This is a genomic window from Cupriavidus sp. 05L310, assembly GCF_056398185.1.
On sequence record NZ_JBFTOX010000006.1, the window covers coordinates 67,995 to 89,066 of the forward strand.

The following is a 21,072-nucleotide window of genomic DNA, read 5'->3' on the forward strand; positions in this document are numbered from 1 at the left end:
TTGGCTCCAATTGGTCTGCGTAGGTGACTTGATACCGGTGGCTACCGCCGTCCCTAGAAGATTTCGAACAGGCCGGCGGCGCCCATGCCGCCGCCGATGCACATCGTCACCACGCCGAACTTCGCGCCGCGGCGCTTGCCTTCCAGCAGCAGGTGGCCGCTCATGCGCGCGCCGGACATGCCATAGGGATGGCCGATGGAGATCGCGCCGCCCGATACGTTCAGGCGCTCGTCCGGAATGCCAAGCGTATCGCGGATATGCAGTACCTGGCTGGCAAAGGCTTCGTTCAGTTCCCAGATGCCGATGTCGCCCATGGACAGGCCGTGCTGTTTGAGCAGCTTGGGGATCGCGAAGACCGGGCCAATGCCCATCTCGTCCGGATCGCAGCCGGCCACGGCCATGCCGCGATAGGCGCCCAGCGGCTGCAGGCCACGGCGTTCCGCTTCCTTCGCTTCCATCAGCACCATGGCCGATGCGCCGTCGGACAGCTGCGACGCGTTGCCGGCGGTGATAAATGCGCCTTCCGCGACGCGCTGCCCGTTCTTGAACACGGGCTTGAGCGCCTGCAGGTCGGCCAGCGTGGTACCTGGGCGATTGCCTTCATCCCTGGCGAGCGTGACCTGCTTCTCGCTGACCGCGCCGGTCGCCTTGTCCGTGACCAGCATCGTCGCCGTCATCGGCACGATCTCGGCGTCGAAGCGGCCGGCTTCCTGGGCTGCGGCCGTGCGTTGCTGCGATTGCAGGGAATAGGCATCCTGGGCCTCCCGGCTTACGCCATAGCGTTGCGCCACGATCTCGGCGGTTTCCAGCATCGTCATGTAGATCTGCGGCAGCGTCTGGACCAGTTGCGGATCCTGCGCCCGGTAGCGATTGATCTTGTCGTTCTGCACCAGCGAGATCGATTCCAGCCCGCCGCCCACCGTCACCTGCATGCCGTCGACGATGATCTGCTTGGCCGCGGTGGCGATTGCCATCAGCCCGGATGCGCACTGCCGGTCCATCGACATGCCCGGCACGGTGACGGGAAGGCCGGCGCGCAACAGTGCCTGGCGCGCGATGTTGCCGCCCGTCGAGCCTTGCTGGACCGCGCAGCCCAGGACCACGTCGGCAACCTCGGCCGGGTCGATGCCGGCGCGCCGCACGGCATGCGAGATGGCGTGGGCGCCAAGCTCCTGCGCCTGGGTGTTGTTGAATGCGCCGCGATGGGCTTTGCCGATCGGCGTACGCGCGGTGGATACGATGACTGCTTCACGCATTTGAAGTCTCCTGTGCGTTGAGGTCTGGGAATGCATTATTTAATGCACTATTCAATGCTCATTCATGACGATGGGACACATCCCTGGCGATGGCGAGGAATCTCTCCAGGTCGTCGCGGATCTGCTTCTTGTTGTACTTGCCTACGCTGGTCTTCGGGATGTCCCGCGTGATGGCCACCAGCTTGGGCAACATCCACCTGGTGATCTTTCCGGTAGCAACGCCATGCACCTTCAGGAACTCGATGACGCTGTCCTCGGTGGCCTCGTAGCCCGCGCGCACGCTGACCAGCGCCATGGGCTTCTCGCCCCATAGCGGATCGGGCACGCCGACCACCGTGGCCTCGTGGACGAAGTCCGCCATCGCGATCAGGTTTTCCAGCAGCACCGTGGGCACCATCTCCGCGCCGCTGCGGATCACGTCCTTCATGCGGTCGGCGATGGTGATATAGCCTTCGGCATCCACCTTGGCGATGTCGCCGGTGTGCAGCCAGCCGTTCTGCCAGAGCTCGGCGCTCTTCTCGGGATTGCGGTAGTACTGCTCGGTCGTCCAGGGCGCGCGCACGACGATCTCGCCGACGGTCTGGTCGTCCTGCGGCACCGGCTTGCCTTGTTCGTCCACGACCTCCACCTCCACGCCGAGGATCGGCAGGCCGGACTTGACGAGCACGGCATCGGTCTCGTCGCGGTCCAGGTGGAGCATGGTCTTCTTGATGAACGAGCCGACGATGGTGGGCGCGGTCTCCGTCATGCCGTAGCCGGAGCTCATGCGGAAGGTGGGGATCAGGGCTTCCAGCTTGCGCTTGAGTCCGAGCGGCAGCGCGCCGCCGCCAACGCTGACGCGCACCAGGCTGCTGAGGTCGTATTTGCCGAGGTCGGGATACTCGAGCAGCATGGCCGCGATGGTCGCGACAATGCCGACCGAAGTCACTTTCTCGCGTTCCACCAGCTCGCAGAAGCCCTGCACGGTGAAGGTGCCGTGCAGCACGATCTTCTGCGCGCTGTAGACCGCGACGAACGGCTGGCCCCAGCCGTGGATGTGGAACATCGGCGTGTTCAGCAGCGGCACCGCGCCTTCGCCCAGGCGCGTGCCCAGGCCATCGGCGATATCGTGGTCCGGCGTGTTGCCGATGGCGAGCTGCGCCATCATGTGGATCGTCAGCAGGTACAACTGGCGGTGCGTAAACGTCGCGCCTTTCGGCTGTCCGGTGGTGCCGGTGGTATAGCACAGCGTGGCGTTGACGTCCTCGTGCAGCGCGGGCCAGTCGAAGGTATCGGCCTGGCGGGCGAGCAGCGTCTCGTACTGGATGATGCCGGGGATCCGTGTCTGCGGCAGCCCCGGCTTGTCCGACATATAGACCACCGTCTCGACTACGTCCCGGATCTGGTCGTAGATGCCCTCCAGCAAGGGCATCAGCGTGTCGTCGACAAAGAGGATCTTGTCGCCCGCGTGCCGGATCGTGTAGATGATGTGCTGCGGCGAGAGCCGGACATTGATCGGGTGCAGCGTGGCACCGATGCCCGTCACGCCGTAGTACAGCTCCAGGTGGCGATGCGTGTTGAGCGCCATCGTTGCGATGCGGTCGCCGGGCTCGCCGGGCGTGCCGGCCCGCGCCTTCAGTTCGCCGCTCAGTCCGTTGGCAAGCTGTGCCACGCGGCGGTACCACTGCATCCAGGTAAAGCGGAAGTACTCCCCGGTGGCCGGGTTGCGGTAGACAACGCCGGTTTCGTTGGGGTACATCCGCACCGGCCGCTTCATGATGGTCGTGAGCAGAAGCGGGTAGTGGGTGCTGAACTCCGGATAGGTTCTGAATTCCATCTTGTCTCCTGGCGATCTCTGCGATCCTGGTGATCCTGAGGCGATATCCCGCTACACACTCCCCTCGCGCGCGGGCCGCGGCCGGCGGCGCGGCTCTTCCACCCGCAGGGCAAGCGCGAAAGCAATGCCCATGACGGCGATGGCGGCAACGAATACGAGCGAGAAGCGCACGCCCTGTGCCAGCAGCCCGCCGAGGACCGGGCCGCATGCCATCATGGTGTAGGTGGCGGTGTCGGAGACGGCCAGCAGCATGGGGCGGTCGCGCCGGTTGCCGAACTCCAGGGCGAAATTGTCCGCGGACAGGAAGTAGCCACCGAAGCCCGCGCCCAGTCCGCAGAAAACCAGCAGGAATGCGCCCAGCCCATCACAGAGCAGCAGCGCGGCGGTCGACACGGCCCAGAGGCCGATGCTGCCCAGGAAAACCAGGCGATAGCCGTAGCGGTCGGCGATGCGGCCCCAGGCGAGGTTGCTGGTGGTCTGCGCCAGCAGATAGGCAATGCTCAGGTAGCCCAGCGTGGCGCCGGACAGCGGGAGGTGGCTGCCGACGTAGATGGCGTAGAACGGCACCGCCATCATGCTGAACGCCACCAGCGCCCGGGCGACGAAGAAGCGCACATAGTGCTTGTCCGCGCGCAACAGGGCAGGAACTTCGCGGATGCGCTGGCGAAAGCCGGACTGCGACCGTACATCGTGCAATACCGGCTCGCGCATCCGCGTCAGCGCGGAGATGCCCAGGCTGGTGAGGACGAACGCCGCCAGGAAGGTGGTGGCATAGCCATTGCCGAACACATTGCCGCCAACGAGGAAGCGCCCGCCGAGATAAGCCACCGCCGCCGCGATCAGGCCGCCGAGGAAATTGCGGAGCGCGCTCAGCATGCCCCGGCGCTCCAGCGGGATGATCTTCGAGGTCAGGTAATTGAAGGTGACGTTCTGGACGCCGTTGAACAGGCCGAACAGCAGCAGGAACACGGCGGCGGCCGTCAGCGCGCCGTCACCGGACAGCAGGAAGGCGGACAGGCCCAGGCCGAGGATCTGCAGGCGGACCAGCCATCCCACCAGGTAGATCAGTGGCATCACGCGCTGGCGATGCTCGATCTGCGTCGCGCCCCAGATGGAGGACATCGCCATGCCCGCGTACTGCGCGGACAGCACGCATCCCACCACCAGCTTGGAGCCGGACAGCAGGTAGATGTACGCCGGCACGAAGGTGGGGGCGGTCACCAGCCGGAATCCGGTCATGCCCAGCATGCCGTGGATCAGGTAGGCCTGGGCGTTGCGCGGCAGGTGCTGTTGCACGTGGGTGCGGAAATGGTGTTCCGCCAGTTCATGCTGCGCGCCGGGGGTGTGCGTTTCATGCAGGGCCGCTCCGGCGCCTACGGCCACCGGCACGGCTTCCGACGCGCATTCCGCTTTCATGCCGGCGAGCCTCCACGCGTGGCCGCCAGCGATGCATATCGATGTAGCGCCTGGTCCAGTTCCACCGGCTCCAGCGAAAGCAGCTCGGTCACCGCCTTCAGCCAGTCCGGGCGCTCACGGGTACAGACCGAGATCGGCTGCGGCGTCTCCGAGTGTTGCGACGCCAGCATCGCGTAGTTGGCGGCATAGCTGGGCGGGCGCACGTCGGTGGCCAGGTCGGCAATGGCGTAAGGGTCTGGCGGACCGGTTCGCGTGGTGTCGACCACCGGGATATACGGATTGCGCGCGGCGGTGCCGCCACCGGCAAGCCCGGGACCGTCGCGCAGGATGGCGCCGCGCACCTGGTCCGGCCGCGCGCCGGCGAGCAGCAAGGCGATATAGCCGCCGAGACCGCGTCCGGCCACGGTCGACGGGCCCAGGTGCTCCAGTGCGATATCCGCGTCCGCCATCAGGAACTCGCAACTGTAGCCGCCGCCACGCGGTATGTCTGACAGCCCGTGGCCCGTGAAATCCAGCGCGTGTACCGGGCCGGGCCATGCCGCGTACTCCGGCGGCAGAGCCTGCGGTGCGCGTTCGCCCAGTCCGTGCAGCAGCAGCAGCGCGGGACCGCTGCCGGACTTGAGCGGATGCAGGGCGAGGCGCAGGCGGTTGTGGCGCAGGTAGACGGTCATGAGCGTAGAAAGCGCAGGATGAGGTCCGCGGTCTCGCGCGGTTGCTCGATATGGATGAAGTGCCCGGTGTCGCGCATCACATGGACCTGGGTCGTGGGCGGGAAATACGGCGCCAGGTCGGCGGCGGTGGCGTCCCATCCCATGGGTTCGCGTTCGGTGCCGAAAATGGCCAGCATGGGAATGGGGAAGCCGGGCAGGCGGTCGGTCATCCAGCGCGCCCGCATGGGGCCGAAGCCGGAGGCGCCGATCACGGGGTCGAGCTTCCAGCGCCAGCCGTCCGCATCCTGCCGCGCGCCCAGCGATGCCAGGTAGCGCAGCCATGCCAGGCTCAGCCGCGGATTCATCCGGGCACGCCGTTGCGCCAGTTCCTCCAACGTGCCGGGCTTACGCAGGAGGCTTGCGCTCTGCCTGCGCGTATCGAGCCAGCGGGTGATGATGGGCGCGGTCATCGACTTCTTCTCGCGCACGGCGCTGTCCGCGTGCGGGTTGCGGAAGGGCAGGCCGTCGATGGCCACGAAGCGGGTGAAGCGATGCGGCAGCGCCTGGATCGCGTGCACCAGCAAGGAGCCGCCCTTGCTGTGTCCGATCGCGATCAGCGGCTCGCGTGTGACCGAGTCGGCCACGGCAAGCAGGTCTCGCTCGTCGGCAACCCAGCTATACAGGTCGGCATGCTCGGAATCTCCGTGGCCGCGCTGGTCGTAGGACACCACGCGGTAGCCGCCATCGGCCAGCAGCGGCGCGAAGGCGTCGAAGGTCCGCGCGAAATCCAGGGCGCCATGCACCAGCAGGATGGGCGTGGCGTCGGGCTCGCCCCATTCATGGACAGCGATGCGGATGCCGTCGGCATTGACGGCGCGCGTGCGGTCCGGTGCGCGGGTGCCAGGGAAGGCCGGGACGGCACAGCGCGCCGCGCCGATGGCTTCACCCTCCATTGTTGTCTCCTCGTTACGCGCCACGGAAAAGGCCAGTGTGTTGCTTTTGGCGGTTTCGTGTTTGCGGTATGTTTTTTGGGAATCCTATCACACTGTCTGTGAATACTAGTGCGGCCGTTTTTTGCGTCACGTGGCAGGGGAGGCCGGACACTCCCTCCATTTTAGGAAATGGAGTATTGACGTTGCCGGGATTGACTTATATAACCAGCTAAGCCGGTATGCATGGAACGCCAGGCAGGATGTAGCAAGCCAGAATATAAAAAAAGGAGACAAGCGTGGATGACCTGGAAACCTTCCGGCAGGAGGTACGTGCCTGGCTGGAAGCGCAATGCCCGTCCGAGATGCGGCAGCCGGTACGCAACGAAGACGATATCTGCTGGGGCGGACGCAAGTTCCGCTTCCAGTCCGAAGCGCAGCGCCTCTGGCTCTCGCGCATGGGCGAGAAGGGCTGGACGGTGCCGGAGTGGCCGCGCGAGTACGGCGGCGGCGGCCTGTCCCGCGAGCAAGCCAAGGTGCTGCGCCAGGAGATGCAGGCGCTTGGTTGCCGGGTGCCGCTGCAAAGTTTCGGCATCTGGATGCTTGGCCCGGCGTTGCTGAAGTTCGGTACGGAGCAGCAAAAGCGGGAGCACCTCCCCAGGATCGCGCGTGGGGAAATTCGCTGGTGCCAGGGCTACTCGGAACCGAACGCCGGGTCGGACCTGGCCTCGCTGCAGACGCGCGCCGACGAGCGTGGCGATCACTTTGTCGTCAACGGCCAGAAGGTCTGGACCTCCTACGCCGACAAGGCGGACTGGATCTTCTGCCTGGTGCGTACCGATTTTGCGGCGCAGAAGCATACCGGCATCAGCTTCCTGTTGTTCGACATGGAGACGCCGGGCGTGTCGACGCGCCCGATCGTGCTGATCTCGGGCAAGTCGCCATTCTGCGAGACCTTTTTCGATGATGTCGTGGTGCCGCGCGGCAACCTGGTCGGCGAGCCGAACGGCGGCTGGACCATCGCCAAGTACCTGTTGACGCACGAGCGCGAAATGATCAGCGCCATCGGCAGCCGCGGGCAGCGCCCGCCGATGGGCAGGCTTGCCCGCGACACGCTGGGCCAGAACGAACGCGGCGAGGTCGATGCGCCGATGCTGCGCGCGCAGATCGCCACCTTCGAGATCGACGAGTTGGCCTTCGGGCTGGCGGGCGAGCGGGCGGTGGACCTCGCCAGGCAAGGCGAGGGCATCGCGGCGTTCTCCTCGGTGCTGAAGTACTACGGGGCCGAACTCAACAAGCGGCGCTATGAACTGCTGATGTCGATCGGCGGCAGCGAAGCGCTGGAATGGGAGAGCGAGCGCAGCCAGGATGGCGCCACCGCGCGCGGCTGGCTGCGCAGCAAAGCCAACTCGATCGAGGGCGGCACGAGCGAAGTGCAGCTCAATATTGTTGCCAAGCGCCTGCTTGGCTTGCCCGGCGCCTGACCCCGCCTGAACGCCACGCTTCGAAAACGACCATGGCCATCGTATTGAACCAGACCCAGGAGATGCTGCGGGACAGCGCCCTGGCATTCCTGCGCGAAAGCGCGCCGGTCGCGATGTTGCGCAAGCTGCGCGATACGCGCGACGAGACCGGCTTCTCGACCCAACTCTGGAAGGACTTCGCCGGACTGGGCTTTGCCGGCGTGCTGATCCCCGAGCAGTATGGCGGCAGCGAGCTTGGTGTGGTGGAGGCTGGCGTCCTCATGGAAGCGCTTGGCCGCACGCTGGCGCCCACGCCATTCTTCTCCACCGCCTTGCTTGGCGCATCGCTGATCTCACGGTGCGGCAGCGAAGCGCAAAAGGCGAAGCTGTTGCCAGCCATCGCCGCCGGCAAGCACCTGACGGCACTGGCGATCGACGAGAGCGCGGCGCACCGGCCGGAACGGCAGGCGCTGCGTGCGGCGCAGCAGGACGGTGGCTACGTGCTCAATGGCGCCAAGGTGTTCGTCATCGACGGGCATATCGCGGATACGCTGATCGTAGTGGGCCGCACTAGTGGCGACACGGCCGACCCGGATGGCATCACGCTCTTCCTGGTTCCGCGTGGCAGCGATGGCATCGACATCGAGCGTACCGTGATGGCGGATGCCCGCAATGCGGCCCGGGTTCGGTTCCGGGATGTTCGGGTCGACGCCGGCGCCGTGCTCGGCCAGGTGGGCGGCGGCGCGGCCATGCTCGACCAGGTCCTCGATATCGCGCGCGCCGCGCTGGCGTCGGAACTCGTCGGCATTGCCGACGAGGCGTTCGAACGTACCTTGCGGTACCTGAAGGAGCGCAGGCAGTTCGGCAAGATCATCGGTGAATTCCAGGCGCTGCAGCATCGCGCCGCCCACCTGTTCAGCGAAATCGAGATCACGCGCTCGGCGGTGTTGCGCAGCCAGCAGTTGCTCGACGAAAGCCCCGCCCAGCCTGTTGCCCTCGTATCGGCCGCCAAGGCGCGGGCCGGCAGCACGGCGACGCTTGCGGTGCAGGAAGGCGTGCAGATGCACGGTGGCATCGGCATGACCGACGAGTTCGAGATCGGCTTCTATATGAAGCGCGCTTGCGCCGCGCAAACACTGCTCGGCGATACCAACTTCCACGCGCATCGCTGGGCCACGCTGCGCGGCTACTGAGCGCCGCAGCGCACCATCCTGAAACCGTTTCGCAGGTCTTCCGCGCGCAGGCGCGGGGCCTGCGCTCGCCCTCGCTCCTGCGCTGGCGGGTTTGCATTGCACAACGTGCGCGCCGCGAACGCGGACCCTAGGTAAATCCACTAGACATTCAAGGGCGAGTTCGGTTGTCACGAATTAGAACTCTGGGTATGCTAAGTACGCTATCTGCATAAACAGCAGTCCGGTGGAAAATCGTCGTGCGGATTCTCTATTTCTGGTTGTAGTTCGCTTTATTTGAGCGTAAAGCGATTCCGGCATGCGGCACGGGTCAGCCACATGAAGCACCGAACAGGAGATGCTATGGTCGGGGCGGCAAGAATTATCGTATCTACGGTATCTTTCTTCGAAGCGGGCGCCACGCTATGAGCGCCTACATCCTGCGCCGCTTGCTGGCGCTGCTGCCGACGCTGCTGTTCGCCAGCCTGATCGTCTTCGTGATCGTGCGCATGGTGCCGGGCGATGTGGTTGACCTGATGCTGAGCCAGAACGACATCAGCGCCGATGCAAAAAGCCGCGACGACCTGATCCGCGCGCTCGGGCTGGACCAGCCGATGTGGCGCCAGTACCTGCACTGGGTCGGCAGCATCGCGCTGCACGGCGACCTGGGCCAGTCGCTGTGGCAGGGCGAGCCGGTGCTGAAGATGGTGGTGGCGCGCATGCCTGCGACGTTTTCGCTCGGCGCGCTGGCCTTGTTCGTGGCGCTGTCGGTAGCGTTGCCCGTCGGCGTGCTGTCGGCCATCCGGCAGGACACCGCGGCCGACTACGTGGCGCGCTCCTTCTCCATCCTGATGCTCGCGGTGCCGAGCTTCTGGCTGGGCACGATGGTCATGGTGTTTCCCTCGGTGTGGTGGGGCTGGTCGCCGGAGGTACGCTACGTCCCCTTCCTTGAAGATCCGCTCCAGCACATCAGCAACATGCTGGTGCCCGCCATCATCCTCGGCATGGCGCTGTCCGCCATCACCATGCGGATGACGCGCACGATGATGCTGGAGGTGCTGCGGCAGGACTACATCCGCACGGCATGGGCCAAGGGACTGAACGAACGCCTGGTGATCCTGCGCCATGCGCTGCGCAACGCGCTGATCCCGGTGGTGACGCTTATCGGCCTGCAAGCGCCGCTGCTGATCGGCGGCGCGGTGGTGATCGAGCAGATTTTCGCGCTGCCGGGCATGGGATTGCTGTTGCTGGACGCGGTCAACCAGCGGGACTATCCCGTCATCACCGGTGTGTTCCTGGTGGTCGGCGTGGCAGTCATGCTTATCAACCTGCTCGTGGACCTGAGCTACGGGCTGTTCGATCCGAAAGTGAGGCATCGCTGATGGCCCGTCCAATCGCAAACGCCCCCGCAATCCAGGCGGTGCAACCGCCGCGGGAGATGTCCGGCACGGGTTGGGCTGTCGCTGCCCTTGCCCTGGTGAAGCGCCTTTTCCGGGAGAAGCCGCTGGGCGCCGCCGGCGCGGTGATCTGCCTGATCTTCCTGTTCTGCGGCGTCTTCGCCGACTGGCTGGCGCCATATGGCGTCAACGAGATCAGCATGATGAAGCGGCTGCAGCCACCGTCGTGGGCGTATCCCTTCGGCACCGACAACCTCGGGCGCGACATGCTGTCGCGCTGCCTGTACGGGGCGCAGCTTTCCGTGATCATCGGGCTGTCGGCCGCCACGCTGGCCACAGCGGTGTCGGTGGTGATCGGCATCCTGTCGGGCTACCTTGGCGGCAAGTTCGACCTGATCGTGCAGCGCATGGTGGATGCGTGGATGAGTTTTCCGGACCTGGTGATCCTGATCGTGGTGGTGTCCGTGCTCGGCCCGGGCAGCTGGCAGATCATCGGCACGCTTGGCCTGTTGCTGGGCGTCGGCGGATCGCGCATCATCCGCAGCGCGGTGGTCTCTGTACGCGAGAACATGTACGTCCACGCCGCGCAGTCCATGGGCGCTTCCACCGGCCGCATCCTGTGGCGCCATATCCTGCCCAACGTGCTGCCGCCCATCATCGTGCTGTTCACCACGCGCGTGGGCACGGCCATCCTGGCCGAGTCCGGACTGTCCTTCCTCGGGCTCGGCGTGCCGCCGCCGGCGCCGACCTGGGGCGGCATGCTCTCCGGCAACGGCCGTACCTTCATGTTCCAGGGGCCCTGGCTGGCGCTGGCCCCCGGCATCTGCCTCACCGTGGTCGTCTATGCCATCAACGTCTATGGCGACGCACTGCGCGACCTGCTCGATCCGCGCATGCGCGGCACGCGGTAACGCGATACCAGAGGCCGGCGCCATGACGCCGGCCCGGGAGGATCCAGGGGCGCGGGCGCATCGCTTGCGTCGCGACTTGACGGGCGCAACTAGGAGACAACGATGGAGGGACGCGGTTTGAAAAGAACAATAGTCTCGGTGGCAACGGGCGTGGCACTGGCGCTGTCCGCCGGCGTGGCCAGTGCGCAGGCCGAAGCGCCGAAATACGGCGGCAATCTCGAAATCGGCTCGATGTATCCGACCATCTCGGCCTTGTCCTGGGACCTGGCAGACTGGAACTGGAAGCAGAACTACGATACCGGGCAGGTCTACGAGCAGCTCTTCGTGGCCGATCTTTCCAAGTCCAGGCGCAACGGCGGCAAATATGCCTTCCAGGCGGACGCCTGGCTGCCGGAGGATGCGATCCGCGGCGAGCTTGCCGAGAGCTGGAAGTGGGTCGATCCGCTGACGCTGGAAGTCAGGCTGCGCAAGGGCGTCAAGTTTCCCGCCAAGGCCGGCGTGATGGAAGAGCGCGAGCTGGTGGCCGACGACGTGGTCTTCAGCTATACCCGGATGAACAGCAGCGCCAAGAAGATCCCGACCTACTACGACCACCTCACCAAGGTCGAGGCGACCGACAAGTACACCGTGGTATTCCGCTTCAAGGAATACAACGCCGAATGGGATTACCGCTTTGGCTGGGGCTACTACTCCGGCATCATGCCCAAGGAAGTGGCGGCCGCCGGCGCTGGCAACTGGAAGAATGTGAACGGCAGCGGGCCCTTCCTGCTGAGCAACTTCGTGCAGGGCACTTCCAGCACCTATACCAAGAACGCGCAATACTGGGACAGCGACAAGATCGGCGGCAAGGACTACAAGCTGCCCTTCGTCGACAAGGTGGTACTGCGCACGGTCAAGGACGAGTCCACCCGCAACACCATGCTGCGCACCGGCAAGCTCGACGTGCTGGAGTATGTCCGCTGGACCGCTGTCGATGAACTCAAGAAGAGCGCGCCGGCGCTCAAGTGGTCGCGCTGGTTGTCGACCAATGGCCAGTACGTGGCGCTGCGCGTCGACACCAAGCCGTTCAACGACGTCCGGGTGCGGCGCGCGCTGAACATGGCGGTCAACAAGCAGGAGATCGTCAAGCAGTTCTACGGCGGCAATGCCGAACTGTTCGCCTATCCGCAGCATCCGGATTACGCAGGCTACTTCGAACCGCTGAGCGCCATGCCGGAACAGGTGAAGGAGCTGTTCACCTACAACCCGGACAAGGCACGCAAGCTGCTGGCGGAGGCGGGCTATGCGAAAGGCTTCACGTTCAAGGTGCAGGTATGCGCCTGCCAGCCCGAGCACCTGGAGCTGCTGCCGCTGATCGGAGCCTATCTCGAACAGGTCGGCGTGCGCATCGAGATCCAGCCGATGGAGTACGGCGCCTTCCTGTCGGCCATGACCACCAAGACCAATGCGCCCGGCTACCTGATGAGCAACGGGCATACCAACCCGACCACCACGATCCGCAAGAGCTTCGTGAAGGGCCAGGTGTGGAATGCTGCGCAGTGGGGCGATCCGAAGTACGAGCAGCGCGTGAACGAAGCCTTCCAGATGCGCGACCTCGGCCGCCGCCAGGAGGCATTGCGCGCGCTGACGCGGGACGTGCTGGCGGATGCGCCGTATATCTGGCTGCCGATCCCTTACCAGTACACCGCATGGTGGCCCTGGGTGAGGAACTACGACGCCGAACTGCGTGCGGGCGCGGTGCGTCCCGGCCCGATCTACGCGCGGATGTGGATCGACCAGGACATGAAGAAGAAGATGGGATTCTGAACCCGTGACGCGAACGCGCGGGCCGGAGCGCCCGGCCCGCGCAATACCGTCATTCAGGCAATTGGCCACTTTGCCACTTTGCCACTTTGCCGCTCGGAGGAGGCGCATGACGCAGCCCATTCTGCAGGTGAACAAGCTGACTACGCGGTTCCGTACAGACCGCGGCGTGGTGACGGCGGTCGACCAGGTCTCGTTCGACGTGGCGCCGGGCGAGACGCTGGCTATCGTCGGCGAATCCGGCTCGGGAAAAAGCGTGACCGCGCTGTCGATCCTCGGGCTGATTCCCAGCCCGGCCGGGCGGATCGAATCGGGCGAGATCCTGTTCGACGGACAAGACCTGCTGCGGCTCAGTCCGGCGCGCATGCGCGCGATTCGCGGCAACCGCATCGCCATGATCTTCCAGGAGCCGATGTCCTCGATGAATCCGGCGCTGACCGTGGGCAAGCAGATCGCCGAGCCGATGAACCTGCATCAGGGCATGCCGTGGAAGACCGCGCTCGGCATTGCCGGCGAGCTGCTCGGCAAGGTGCAGATCCCGGAAGCGGAAAGCCGGCTGGGCGCCTATCCGCACCAGTTCTCGGGCGGGATGCGCCAGCGCGCCATGATTGCCATGGCGCTGGCCTGCAAGCCGCAGTTGATCATCGCCGACGAGCCGACCACTGCGCTCGACGTCACGGTGCAGGCCCAGATTCTCGACTTGCTGAAGGATCTCGCCAGCAAGTCGGACACGGCGCTGATCCTGATCACGCACGACCTGGGCGTGGTGGCGCGCTATGCCGATCGCGTGGCCGTGATGTACGGCGGGCGCATGGTCGAGACCGCGAGCGCGCGGGAGCTGTATGGCCATCCGTCGCACCCGTACACGCGTGGCCTGATGGCCTCGGTGCCGCGCATTGACGGCGATACCCGTCAGCCGCTGGTGCCGATCGACGGCCAGCCGCCCGACCTGACCGCGCTGCCGCCCGGCTGTGCCTTCATGCCGCGCTGCAAGCTCGCCTCCGATCAATGCGCCCTGTCGCGCCCGGCGCTGCGCGCCGTTCGCCCGAACCACTACAAGGCATGCTTCCTCCATGATGCAGACTGAGACACAGGTGGCGTCTGCCGCGCCCCGGTATGGCGAGATTGGCGACGAGATCCTGCGCGTCGAGAACCTCAAGGTTCATTTCCCCGTGACCAAGGGCCTCTTCATCAAGCGTCAAGTGGGATCTGTGAAGGCCGTGGACGGCGTGTCGTTCACGCTCAGGCGTGGCGAGACGCTCGGCCTCGTTGGTGAAAGCGGCTGCGGAAAATCCACGACCGGGCTGGCCATCATCAAGATGCTCGCCGCCAGCGGCGGACGGATCGCCTTCGACGGGGACGACTTCTCCACCTTCAGCAAGGCGCAGGAAAAGAACTTCCGGCGCAGCGTGCAGATGGTCTACCAGGACCCGTTCGGATCGCTGAATCCGCGCATGAAGGTGCGCGATATCATCGGTGAGCCGTTGGAGGTGCATGGCATGGCGAGCGACAAGGCGCGTTATGGCGCGCGCATCGCGGAGCTGTTGCAGATGGTGGGGCTGTTGCCCTACATGGCGGACCGCTACCCGCACGAGTTTTCCGGGGGACAGCGCCAGCGCATCGGCATTGCCCGCGCTTTGGCCGTGGAGCCCAGCCTGATTGTCTGCGACGAGCCGGTCTCCGCGCTGGACGTGTCGATTCAGGCGCAGGTGGTCAATGTGTTCATGGAGTTGCAGCGGCGGCTTGGGTTGACCTATGTCTTTATTGCCCACGATCTCGCGGTGGTGCGGCACATCAGCGACAGGATTGCCGTGATGTATCTCGGGCGCATTGTGGAGATCGCCAGCCGTGACGAGCTATATGCGAATCCGCGGCATCCCTATACCAGGGCGTTGCTGTCCGCCGTGCCGGTGGCCAGTGTCGAAGCAGAGGAAAGGCGGGAGCGGATTGTGCTGAAAGGGGAGGTGCCGAGTCCGTTGAATCCGCCGTCGGGGTGCAGGTTTCATCCGCGCTGCGCGCAGGCTACTGAGCGGTGTAGGGTGGAGGATCCGGTGTTGAGGGAGAGGGGGGGTGGGCAGATGGTGGCTTGCCATTTGGAGGGGTAGGGTATTGTTTTTTGGTCTGAATTTTCTCTAAATTTGATTTGAGTTTGATTTTAATTTGGCGGTGTTGGTTATTGCACCCAAAGGAATACGACATCCCCCGCAGGGGGATGTCGTACGCTTTTGGGTGCAAAAACCAACACCACCAAAATAAAGCCATCATCCCCCAAAAAACACACCGAAAAATAGAAACCCCCATCACTCCCCAGAAAACAACCCCATAAATAAAGGCCGAATAAACAAATCCCCAGCATTCCCCCCCGAAGCATCCGGCACCCACCGCTGCAACTCCACCGCCGCATTAATCATCCCATTCACCTGCAACGAAGCAATCGACTGATCCATCGGCCGGATCGACCCATCCTGCATCCCCTGCACCAGAAACCGCGTAAACCGTGCAGACAGCCGGCTCATCGTCAACATCTTCTCCTTGCGCATCTCCTCCGGCAGCGCCCCATAGATGGTCAGCCGCAGCAGCGGCCCCTTGCTAGAGAACTGATAGCTCACCAGCGCACGCGAGATCGCGCACAACTTGTCCCAGCCCGTGCCCGGCCCTTCCTCCACCTTCGACTGCGCATCCCGGATGACCGCGAACATGCGGTCGAAGCAGGCGGAAATCAGGTCGTCCTTGTTCTCATTGTGGTGATAGAACGATCCCTTGGTGAGATTCAGCCGCGCGGAAATGCGATCCGCGGAGGCGCCGCGATAGCCCAGTTCGTTGAGTAACTCGGTAGCGGCGCGCAGGAAGGCTTCCTGAGTTGTCTCGGGTGTGTCGATCACCGGCAGCGGCGGCGAGGCGGGAGTGGTGTCGTCCCATTTCGAGGAAGGCGACGCAAAGCCGTTGAGCAGCAGATCCACGACCGTTTCCGCGACTTTCGGGTAGTCCTGCGGTTCGTAGCGCTCGACCCATGTCATCGCGCCGCTGGTGAGCGACAGCAGCAAGTGCGCTGCCGCGCTGAGCGCGCTGCGTTGCGCGGGGCTCCGCGGTGCTTCCGCACGCAGCAGCTTGCGGATACGCCGGAACATGTCGGTATACGCCTCGAAGGCAACGTCCGCGTGGGTGTCCGGCAGCGAGCGGATCTCGCGAAAGCTCATCAGCTCCGGGCGCTCTCCCGTTGCCGTCCTGGCCAGCCGCTCGAAGAACAGCGCGATAAACCGGCGCACCCGTGCCTCCGGGCCGGGCTCGTCGGCCGTGGCGTCGGCGATGCCCGCCATCTCGTCAATCGTGCGCATCAGGCAGGCCACCACAAGGTCTTCCTTCTTGCGGTAGTAGTAGGTGATGCTGTTGGTGCTGAGCCCGACTTCCTGCGCAACGTCCGAGAGCGTGGCGCCACGCAAGCCCTTCCGGTTGAACAGGCGGGCAGCCGCGTCGAGAATCGCGTCGCGTTTCTCCACATAACGGCGTGTGGGGCGGGCTTCCGCTGTTTCCTTGAGCATGGAGTGATGTATCTGCATTCGTTGGCCGGAGGCGCGGATCATTTGAGCGGGCGCATTGATCCGGGCGGTCTCGACGGGACTATAAGTGTACCGAACGGATTCACAGGATGGCTCCCGTTTGATGCCGCGCAAGGGCTCGCCAACGTGGCATCCGATCGCCCGGCGTCACGTGCGCTATTGCCTTCCTTCTCCGGCTGACAGCATAATGCAACTTTGTTGCATTATGCCTGGCGGCGCGAGGAGGGCATCGGATGGCCAGCAATACCAGCGGGATCGACCTGATCAACGCGGCGAACGGCACCAACGGCGATCCCGTCATCGACCTGCGGGGCATCGCGTTCACATGGCCCGGGCAGGCCGCGCCTTGCCTGCGGCTCGACCGGTTCCGGCTGGACGCGGGCGAGCAGGTATTCGTCTGTGGCCAGAGCGGCAGCGGCAAGAGCACCTTGCTGTCGGTGCTGGCCGGGGTGCTGGCGCCCCAGCGGGGCAGCCTGCGCGTGCTGGGCACGGCGCCGGATGCGCTTAGCGCGCCGCGGCGCGACCGCTTCCGGGCCGACCATATCGGCCTCATCTTCCAGCAGTTCAACCTGCTGCCCTATCTTTCCGTCGTGGACAACGTGCTGCTGCCGTGCCGCTTCTCGCGCAGCCGTCGCGAGCGCAGCGCGGCGCAGGGCGCGACGCCGCAAGCCGCCGCGCATGCGCTGCTTGCGCAGCTCGACCTGCCGCGTGCGCTGTGGCAGCGTGCCGTGACCCGGCTTTCCGTCGGCCAGCAGCAGCGCGTGGCGGCGGCCCGAGCGCTGATCGGCCGGCCGCGCCTCGTGCTTGCCGATGAACCCACTTCTGCGCTGGACGCGCCGCGACAGCAGGCTTTCATGGACTTGCTGCAGCGGGAATGCGGAATTGCCGGCGCCAGCCTGGTGTTTGTCAGCCATGACGAACGCCTGGCCACGCGCTTCCAGCGGCGGTTGTTGTTGCCGGCGGCCCATGCGCCGCATGCGGCGGGGCCGGCGTGATGCTGATGCTCGCGATGGCCGCGCGCAGCGCATGGAACCGCCGCTTCAACCTGCTGCTGATGCTGCTGGCGATTGCCATGTCCACCGCCATGCTGCTGGGCGTGGAGCGCATCCGGCACCAGGTACGGGCGAGTTTTGCGCAATCGGTGTCCGGCACCGACCTGGTGGTGGGCGCGCGCACCAGCCCGGTCCAGTTGATGCTGTACACCGTGTTCCACCTTGGCGGCACGACCAACAATATGAGCTGGGACAGCGCCCGGCGGCTGGCAGGCCATCCGGCCGTGGCGTGGACCATTCCGCTTTCGCTGGGCGACTCGCACCGCGGCTTCCCGGTGCTGGCGACCACCCCCGGCTACTACGTGCATTACCGCTACGGCGACCGGCAACCGCTGGTCCTCGCGCAGGGCAAGCCGTTCGCGGCGCTGTTCGATGCCGTGCTCGGCGCCGAGGTGGCAAACCGGCTGGGCTATCGCGTGGGCGACCGCATCGTATTGAGCCACGGGGATGGCGATGGCGACGGGCCGGCGCACGCAGGCCATGCCGGGCATGAGGACAGGCCCTTCGTCGTGAGCGGCATCCTGGCGCGCACCGGCACGCCGGTGGACCGCACCGCGCATATCGGGCTGGAAGCGCTGCAGGCCATCCACCTTGGCTGGGAGGGCGGCATGCCGCTGCCGGGCCTTGCCATCCTCCCGGAGCAGGTACGCAAGTTCGACCTGACGCCCCATAGCGTGACCGGCGTGCTGGTCGGACTGAAGCTCAGGTCGCAAGTCTTCACCGTGCAGCGGGAGATTGCCGAAGACCCGCATGAGCCGCTGATGGCGGTGCTGCCGGGCGTGGCGCTGGATGAGCTATGGCGCGTGACCGGTGTCGCCGAGCGCGCGTTGCTGGTGGTGTCGGGGCTGGTGGTGGTGGTCGGGCTAGCGGGGCTAGCGTCGTCCATTCTTGCCGCGCTGGGCGAGCGGCGGCGCGAACTCGCCATCCTGCGCTCGGTCGGCGCACGGCCGGGCGACCTGTTGGCGATGCTGGCGCTGGAAGGGCTGGTGGTGATGCTGGCGGGCGCGCTCCTTGGCCTCGCGCTGGTGACGGTGCTGGCGGCGGTGTCCGGCCCTTACCTGCAATCCGCCTTCGGCGTAACGGTGCCCGCAGCCTGGCCCACGCCCGGCGAATGGCCGCTGCTGGCCGCCACGGTGGGCGCCGGCTTCTGCGTGAGCCTGCTGCCTGGATGGCGCGCCTATCGCCTGAGCCTGGCCGACGGGCTGATGCCGACGACATGAAGACGAGGACGCTAATGCCTGCCCGCTTCCGGCGCACGTTGCTTGCGCTCACTGTCATCGCGCTGGCCGGCGGAGGCGCGGCGTATTTCTTCCGGCCGCTGTCCGCGCCGGAGTCCGGCGTCACTGCGAGCGCCGCCACGCACGCATCCGCCTATGCAGTAGGCGAGGCGTTGCGCCCTGCCGTCGCGCCTTCCACGCCTGACCCCGCCTTCCGCGAGATAGCGTGGCGAGATCTGCTGCCAAAGGGCTGGGACCCGCTGGCGCCGTTCAAGGGCCTGAAGCTCGACGAGCTCGACGACGCCGATCCCCGCGCGCAGATTGCCCTGTATAAGGCACGGCAGTACTGGAAGAACGCGCCCGTTGAACCCGCGCTGGCTGGCGCGGCGGTACGTCTTGCCGGTTTTGTGGTTTCGCTCGACGCAGAAGGCGAGGCGATTCGCGAGTTCTTGCTGGTGCCGTACTTCGGCGCGTGCATCCACGTGCCACCGCCGCCCGCCAACCAGGTCATCCACGTCCGCACGGACAAGCCGTTGCCGGGGCTGCGCACCATGGACACCGTGTGGATCGGCGGCGCGATGCGGGTCGAGCGGGCAGACACCATGATGGGCTACGCCGGCTATGCCATGGACGGGGCGCGGGTGGAGCCCTATCTCCCGCCCGCGCGGCAATAGCGGAGGCAGCGCGCGCTCCATTCTTGCTCCGGAATCAAGTATCTTCTGCGCGGGACATGGTTTTTCTCGCGGCGGGCAGCGCGGATACTCGGGGCATGTTCGCTGTGAAGGCAAGCAAGGCTTGCGTTGCGGCAAGCCATGGCCCCATCGGCCAGATACAACCCCGAATCAGGAAACAACAATGCCCATTCCCGCCCTTGGCCTCGGTACCTTCCGCCTGCAAGGCCAGACTGTCATCGATTCCGTGCGCAACGGCCTCGACGTTGGCTACCGCGCGATCGACACCGCGCAGATCTACGGCAACGAGGCCGAAGTCGGCCAGGCCATCGCCGAGAGCGGCGTCGCCCGTGCCGACCTGTTCGTGACGACCAAGATCTGGGTCGAGAATCTCTCACGCGACAGACTGGTGCCCAGTCTGAAGGAGAGTCTCGCCAGGCTGCGCACCGACCATGTCGACCTGACCTTGATCCATTGGCCGTCGCCGGACAACACGGTCCCGGTCGCCGAATGCATGACGGCGCTGGCCGAGGCCCGCGAGCAAGGGCTTACCCGTCAGATCGGTGTATCCAACTTCACCGTCGACCTGATGCGGCAGGCGATCGATGCCGTTGGCGCCGGAGCGATCGCCACCAACCAGATCGAGTTGCATCCCTTCCTGCAGAACCGCAAGGTCGCGGACTTCGCGCGCAGCCAGGGCATTCACATTACGTCGTATATGACGCTGGCCTACGGCAAGGCGCTGCAGGACCCGGTGATCCGGGAGATCGCGCAGCGGCACGGCGCCACGCCTGCGCAGGTGGTGCTGGCCTGGGCCATGCGGCTTGGCTATGCGGTGATTCCGTCTTCGACCAAGCGGGCTAACCTGAAGAGTAATCTGGGGGCCGTTGATGTGCGCTTGTCGGAGGCAGAGATGGCAGGGATTGCCGGGTTGGAGAGGGGCGGGAGGCTGACTAGTCCGGAGGGGTTGGCGCCGGTTTGGGATTGAGGGCGCCACGGATGGGATGTTACCGAAGCCGGCGCGGCAGCCGTCGCTCAGCCAATCATGTGCGGGCTCGGCCGTTGCCGCCTGGCACCGGTTTCATCCAGGCGATAACCGTGGCCATACACGACCATGATGACCAGGCCATTCCGGGGATGCAGCTCCAGGGTCGCGCGCAGGCGCGACACCAGGCTGGCCAGCGCGCGCGACCGCGGCGGCAGCGCATAGCCCCAGATCGCGCATTCGATGTAGGCGTGGGACAAGACGCGGCCGACGCTGGAAAACAGCAGCGAAGCAAGATCGAACTCCTTGGGGGTCAGGGGCATGCGGCGCCCCTGAAACACGGCCTGGTGCGACTGGCAATCCAGTGAATAGTGGCCGACCGTGATGTCCGGGCTCGGGGCTTGCTGGTGCGAGGCCGCGCGGCGCTGCAGCGCGTGCAGGCGGGCCACCAGTTCGCGCAAGCGCAGGGGGTGGATCATATAGTCGTCGGCCCCGGCTTGCAGGGTATTGACGACCGAGTCCTCGTCACGGCGGTTGGAAACCACCAGCACCGGCACCTTGCAGCGCCCGGCGCTGCGCAGCGCGCACACAGCCTCAACCGCGGGCAGGTCGGCCAGTTCGTGGTCAACCAGCAGGACATCGTAACCGGACTGGTCGATGCCGCGAAAGAACTCGCGGCTTGCGTGGTAGGTGTGGCAATACACCCCGGCGCGGGAGAGGGCCTCTGCCATGATCCTGGCCTTAAGCGACAGATCCGCGAGCAGTGCAATCTTCATAGAA

18 protein-coding genes are annotated in these 21,072 nt (G+C 65.6%); 11 read left to right on the forward strand and 7 right to left on the reverse strand.

Features of this window, described 5'->3' with window-relative positions; translation table 11 throughout:
- Window positions 1-53: 53 nt before the first annotated feature.
- The 5 genes from AC1DS6_RS05465 to AC1DS6_RS05485 are packed head-to-tail and all read right to left on the reverse strand — an operon-like array spanning window position 54 to window position 6,091.
- The gene (locus AC1DS6_RS05465) at window positions 54-1,256 is read right to left on the reverse strand and encodes an acetyl-CoA C-acyltransferase (protein ID WP_441625085.1); all 1,203 of its coding nucleotides are present in this window, start codon (window positions 1,254-1,256) and stop codon (window positions 54-56) included.
- Window positions 1,257-1,314: 58 nt separating this feature from the next.
- Window positions 1,315-3,072: a long-chain-fatty-acid--CoA ligase gene (locus AC1DS6_RS05470; protein ID WP_441625087.1), complete on the reverse strand. Its 1,758-nt coding sequence runs from the start codon at window positions 3,070-3,072 to the stop codon at window positions 1,315-1,317.
- A 51-nt stretch (window positions 3,073-3,123) separates the two neighbouring features.
- Window positions 3,124-4,488: an MFS transporter gene (locus AC1DS6_RS05475; RefSeq protein ID WP_441625088.1), complete on the reverse strand. Its 1,365-nt coding sequence runs from the start codon at window positions 4,486-4,488 to the stop codon at window positions 3,124-3,126.
- The gene (locus tag AC1DS6_RS05480) at window positions 4,485-5,159 is read right to left on the reverse strand and encodes an alpha/beta fold hydrolase (RefSeq protein ID WP_441625090.1); all 675 of its coding nucleotides are present in this window, start codon (window positions 5,157-5,159) and stop codon (window positions 4,485-4,487) included. The genes AC1DS6_RS05475 and AC1DS6_RS05480 overlap by 4 nt, the downstream gene beginning before the upstream one ends.
- Window positions 5,156-6,091 carry an alpha/beta fold hydrolase gene (locus tag AC1DS6_RS05485; RefSeq protein ID WP_441625092.1) on the reverse strand — a complete coding sequence of 312 codons (936 nt, stop codon included), beginning with the start codon at window positions 6,089-6,091 and terminating at the stop codon, window positions 5,156-5,158. The genes AC1DS6_RS05480 and AC1DS6_RS05485 overlap by 4 nt, the downstream gene beginning before the upstream one ends.
- A 275-nt stretch (window positions 6,092-6,366) precedes the next feature.
- Between AC1DS6_RS05485 and AC1DS6_RS05490 the strand changes: the two genes are divergently transcribed.
- The 7 genes from AC1DS6_RS05490 to AC1DS6_RS05520 all read left to right on the forward strand — a co-directional run bounded on the left by AC1DS6_RS05490 (window position 6,367) and on the right by AC1DS6_RS05520 (window position 14,915).
- Entirely contained in the window at window positions 6,367-7,551 is a 1,185-nt protein-coding gene (locus tag AC1DS6_RS05490; protein WP_441625094.1) for an acyl-CoA dehydrogenase family protein, read from the forward strand.
- Between the two features lie 32 nt (window positions 7,552-7,583).
- Window positions 7,584-8,723, forward strand: coding sequence for an acyl-CoA dehydrogenase family protein (locus tag AC1DS6_RS05495; RefSeq protein WP_477102236.1), 1,140 nt, complete (start codon window positions 7,584-7,586; stop codon window positions 8,721-8,723).
- 401 nt (window positions 8,724-9,124) lie between these two features.
- On the forward strand, window positions 9,125-10,081 hold the full coding sequence (locus tag AC1DS6_RS05500; protein WP_477102237.1) for an ABC transporter permease: 957 nt from the start codon (window positions 9,125-9,127) through the stop codon (window positions 10,079-10,081).
- Window positions 10,082-10,137: 56 nt separating this feature from the next.
- Entirely contained in the window at window positions 10,138-11,007 is an 870-nt protein-coding gene (locus AC1DS6_RS05505; RefSeq protein ID WP_477102263.1) for an ABC transporter permease, read from the forward strand.
- Between the two features lie 102 nt (window positions 11,008-11,109).
- The gene (locus AC1DS6_RS05510; protein WP_441625100.1) at window positions 11,110-12,813 is read left to right on the forward strand and encodes an ABC transporter substrate-binding protein; all 1,704 of its coding nucleotides are present in this window, start codon (window positions 11,110-11,112) and stop codon (window positions 12,811-12,813) included.
- A 106-nt stretch (window positions 12,814-12,919) separates the two neighbouring features.
- Window positions 12,920-13,897, forward strand: a complete 978-nt coding sequence (locus AC1DS6_RS05515) for an ABC transporter ATP-binding protein (protein WP_477102238.1) — start codon at window positions 12,920-12,922, stop codon at window positions 13,895-13,897.
- Window positions 13,887-14,915: an ABC transporter ATP-binding protein gene (locus tag AC1DS6_RS05520; protein WP_477102264.1), complete on the forward strand. Its 1,029-nt coding sequence runs from the start codon at window positions 13,887-13,889 to the stop codon at window positions 14,913-14,915. The genes AC1DS6_RS05515 and AC1DS6_RS05520 overlap by 11 nt, the downstream gene beginning before the upstream one ends.
- Window positions 14,916-15,110: 195 nt before the next feature.
- Here the strand turns inward: AC1DS6_RS05520 and AC1DS6_RS05525 are convergent, their stop codons facing one another.
- The gene (locus AC1DS6_RS05525; RefSeq protein ID WP_441625104.1) at window positions 15,111-16,349 is read right to left on the reverse strand and encodes a TetR/AcrR family transcriptional regulator; all 1,239 of its coding nucleotides are present in this window, start codon (window positions 16,347-16,349) and stop codon (window positions 15,111-15,113) included.
- A gap of 251 nt (window positions 16,350-16,600) precedes the next feature.
- On the opposite strand from AC1DS6_RS05525, the gene AC1DS6_RS05530 reads away from it, so the two are divergent.
- The 4 genes from AC1DS6_RS05530 (at window position 16,601) to dkgB (ending at window position 20,295) form a co-directional block, all read left to right on the forward strand.
- Complete coding sequence (locus AC1DS6_RS05530; protein ID WP_477102239.1) at window positions 16,601-17,362, forward strand: ATP-binding cassette domain-containing protein; 762 nt, start codon at window positions 16,601-16,603, stop codon at window positions 17,360-17,362.
- On the forward strand, window positions 17,359-18,639 hold the full coding sequence (locus AC1DS6_RS05535; protein WP_477102240.1) for an ABC transporter permease: 1,281 nt from the start codon (window positions 17,359-17,361) through the stop codon (window positions 18,637-18,639). Before AC1DS6_RS05530 ends, AC1DS6_RS05535 begins: the two co-directional genes overlap by 4 nt.
- A 14-nt stretch (window positions 18,640-18,653) precedes the next feature.
- Complete coding sequence (locus AC1DS6_RS05540; protein WP_477102241.1) at window positions 18,654-19,310, forward strand: DUF3299 domain-containing protein; 657 nt, start codon at window positions 18,654-18,656, stop codon at window positions 19,308-19,310.
- A 181-nt stretch (window positions 19,311-19,491) separates the two neighbouring features.
- The gene (gene dkgB / locus AC1DS6_RS05545; protein ID WP_477102242.1) at window positions 19,492-20,295 is read left to right on the forward strand and encodes a 2,5-didehydrogluconate reductase DkgB; all 804 of its coding nucleotides are present in this window, start codon (window positions 19,492-19,494) and stop codon (window positions 20,293-20,295) included.
- 47 nt (window positions 20,296-20,342) lie between these two features.
- Here the strand turns inward: dkgB and AC1DS6_RS05550 are convergent, their stop codons facing one another.
- The gene (locus AC1DS6_RS05550; RefSeq protein WP_441625114.1) at window positions 20,343-21,068 is read right to left on the reverse strand and encodes a response regulator transcription factor; all 726 of its coding nucleotides are present in this window, start codon (window positions 21,066-21,068) and stop codon (window positions 20,343-20,345) included.
- Between the last annotated feature and the right edge of the window lie 4 nt (window positions 21,069-21,072).

Excerpts from the sequence above, each read along its gene's own strand:
- AC1DS6_RS05465 (WP_441625085.1), bottom strand. The coding sequence starts at position 1,256 with ATGCGTGAAGCAGTCATCGTATCCACCGCGCGTACGCCGATCGGCAAA.
- AC1DS6_RS05470 (WP_441625087.1), bottom strand. The coding sequence starts at position 3,072 with ATGGAATTCAGAACCTATCCGGAGTTCAGCACCCACTACCCGCTTCTG.
- AC1DS6_RS05475 (WP_441625088.1), bottom strand. The coding sequence starts at position 4,488 with ATGAAAGCGGAATGCGCGTCGGAAGCCGTGCCGGTGGCCGTAGGCGCC.
- AC1DS6_RS05480 (WP_441625090.1), bottom strand. The coding sequence starts at position 5,159 with ATGACCGTCTACCTGCGCCACAACCGCCTGCGCCTCGCCCTGCATCCG.
- AC1DS6_RS05485 (WP_441625092.1), bottom strand. The coding sequence starts at position 6,091 with ATGGAGGGTGAAGCCATCGGCGCGGCGCGCTGTGCCGTCCCGGCCTTC.
- AC1DS6_RS05495 (WP_477102236.1), top strand. The coding sequence starts at position 7,584 with ATGGCCATCGTATTGAACCAGACCCAGGAGATGCTGCGGGACAGCGCC.
- AC1DS6_RS05500 (WP_477102237.1), top strand. The coding sequence starts at position 9,125 with ATGAGCGCCTACATCCTGCGCCGCTTGCTGGCGCTGCTGCCGACGCTG.
- AC1DS6_RS05505 (WP_477102263.1), top strand. The coding sequence starts at position 10,138 with ATGTCCGGCACGGGTTGGGCTGTCGCTGCCCTTGCCCTGGTGAAGCGC.
- AC1DS6_RS05510 (WP_441625100.1), top strand. The coding sequence starts at position 11,110 with ATGGAGGGACGCGGTTTGAAAAGAACAATAGTCTCGGTGGCAACGGGC.
- AC1DS6_RS05515 (WP_477102238.1), top strand. The coding sequence starts at position 12,920 with ATGACGCAGCCCATTCTGCAGGTGAACAAGCTGACTACGCGGTTCCGT.
- AC1DS6_RS05520 (WP_477102264.1), top strand. The coding sequence starts at position 13,887 with ATGCAGACTGAGACACAGGTGGCGTCTGCCGCGCCCCGGTATGGCGAG.
- AC1DS6_RS05525 (WP_441625104.1), bottom strand. The coding sequence starts at position 16,349 with ATGCTCAAGGAAACAGCGGAAGCCCGCCCCACACGCCGTTATGTGGAG.
- AC1DS6_RS05530 (WP_477102239.1), top strand. The coding sequence starts at position 16,601 with ATGGCCAGCAATACCAGCGGGATCGACCTGATCAACGCGGCGAACGGC.
- AC1DS6_RS05540 (WP_477102241.1), top strand. The coding sequence starts at position 18,654 with ATGCCTGCCCGCTTCCGGCGCACGTTGCTTGCGCTCACTGTCATCGCG.
- dkgB (WP_477102242.1), top strand. The coding sequence starts at position 19,492 with ATGCCCATTCCCGCCCTTGGCCTCGGTACCTTCCGCCTGCAAGGCCAG.
- AC1DS6_RS05550 (WP_441625114.1), bottom strand. The coding sequence starts at position 21,068 with ATGAAGATTGCACTGCTCGCGGATCTGTCGCTTAAGGCCAGGATCATG.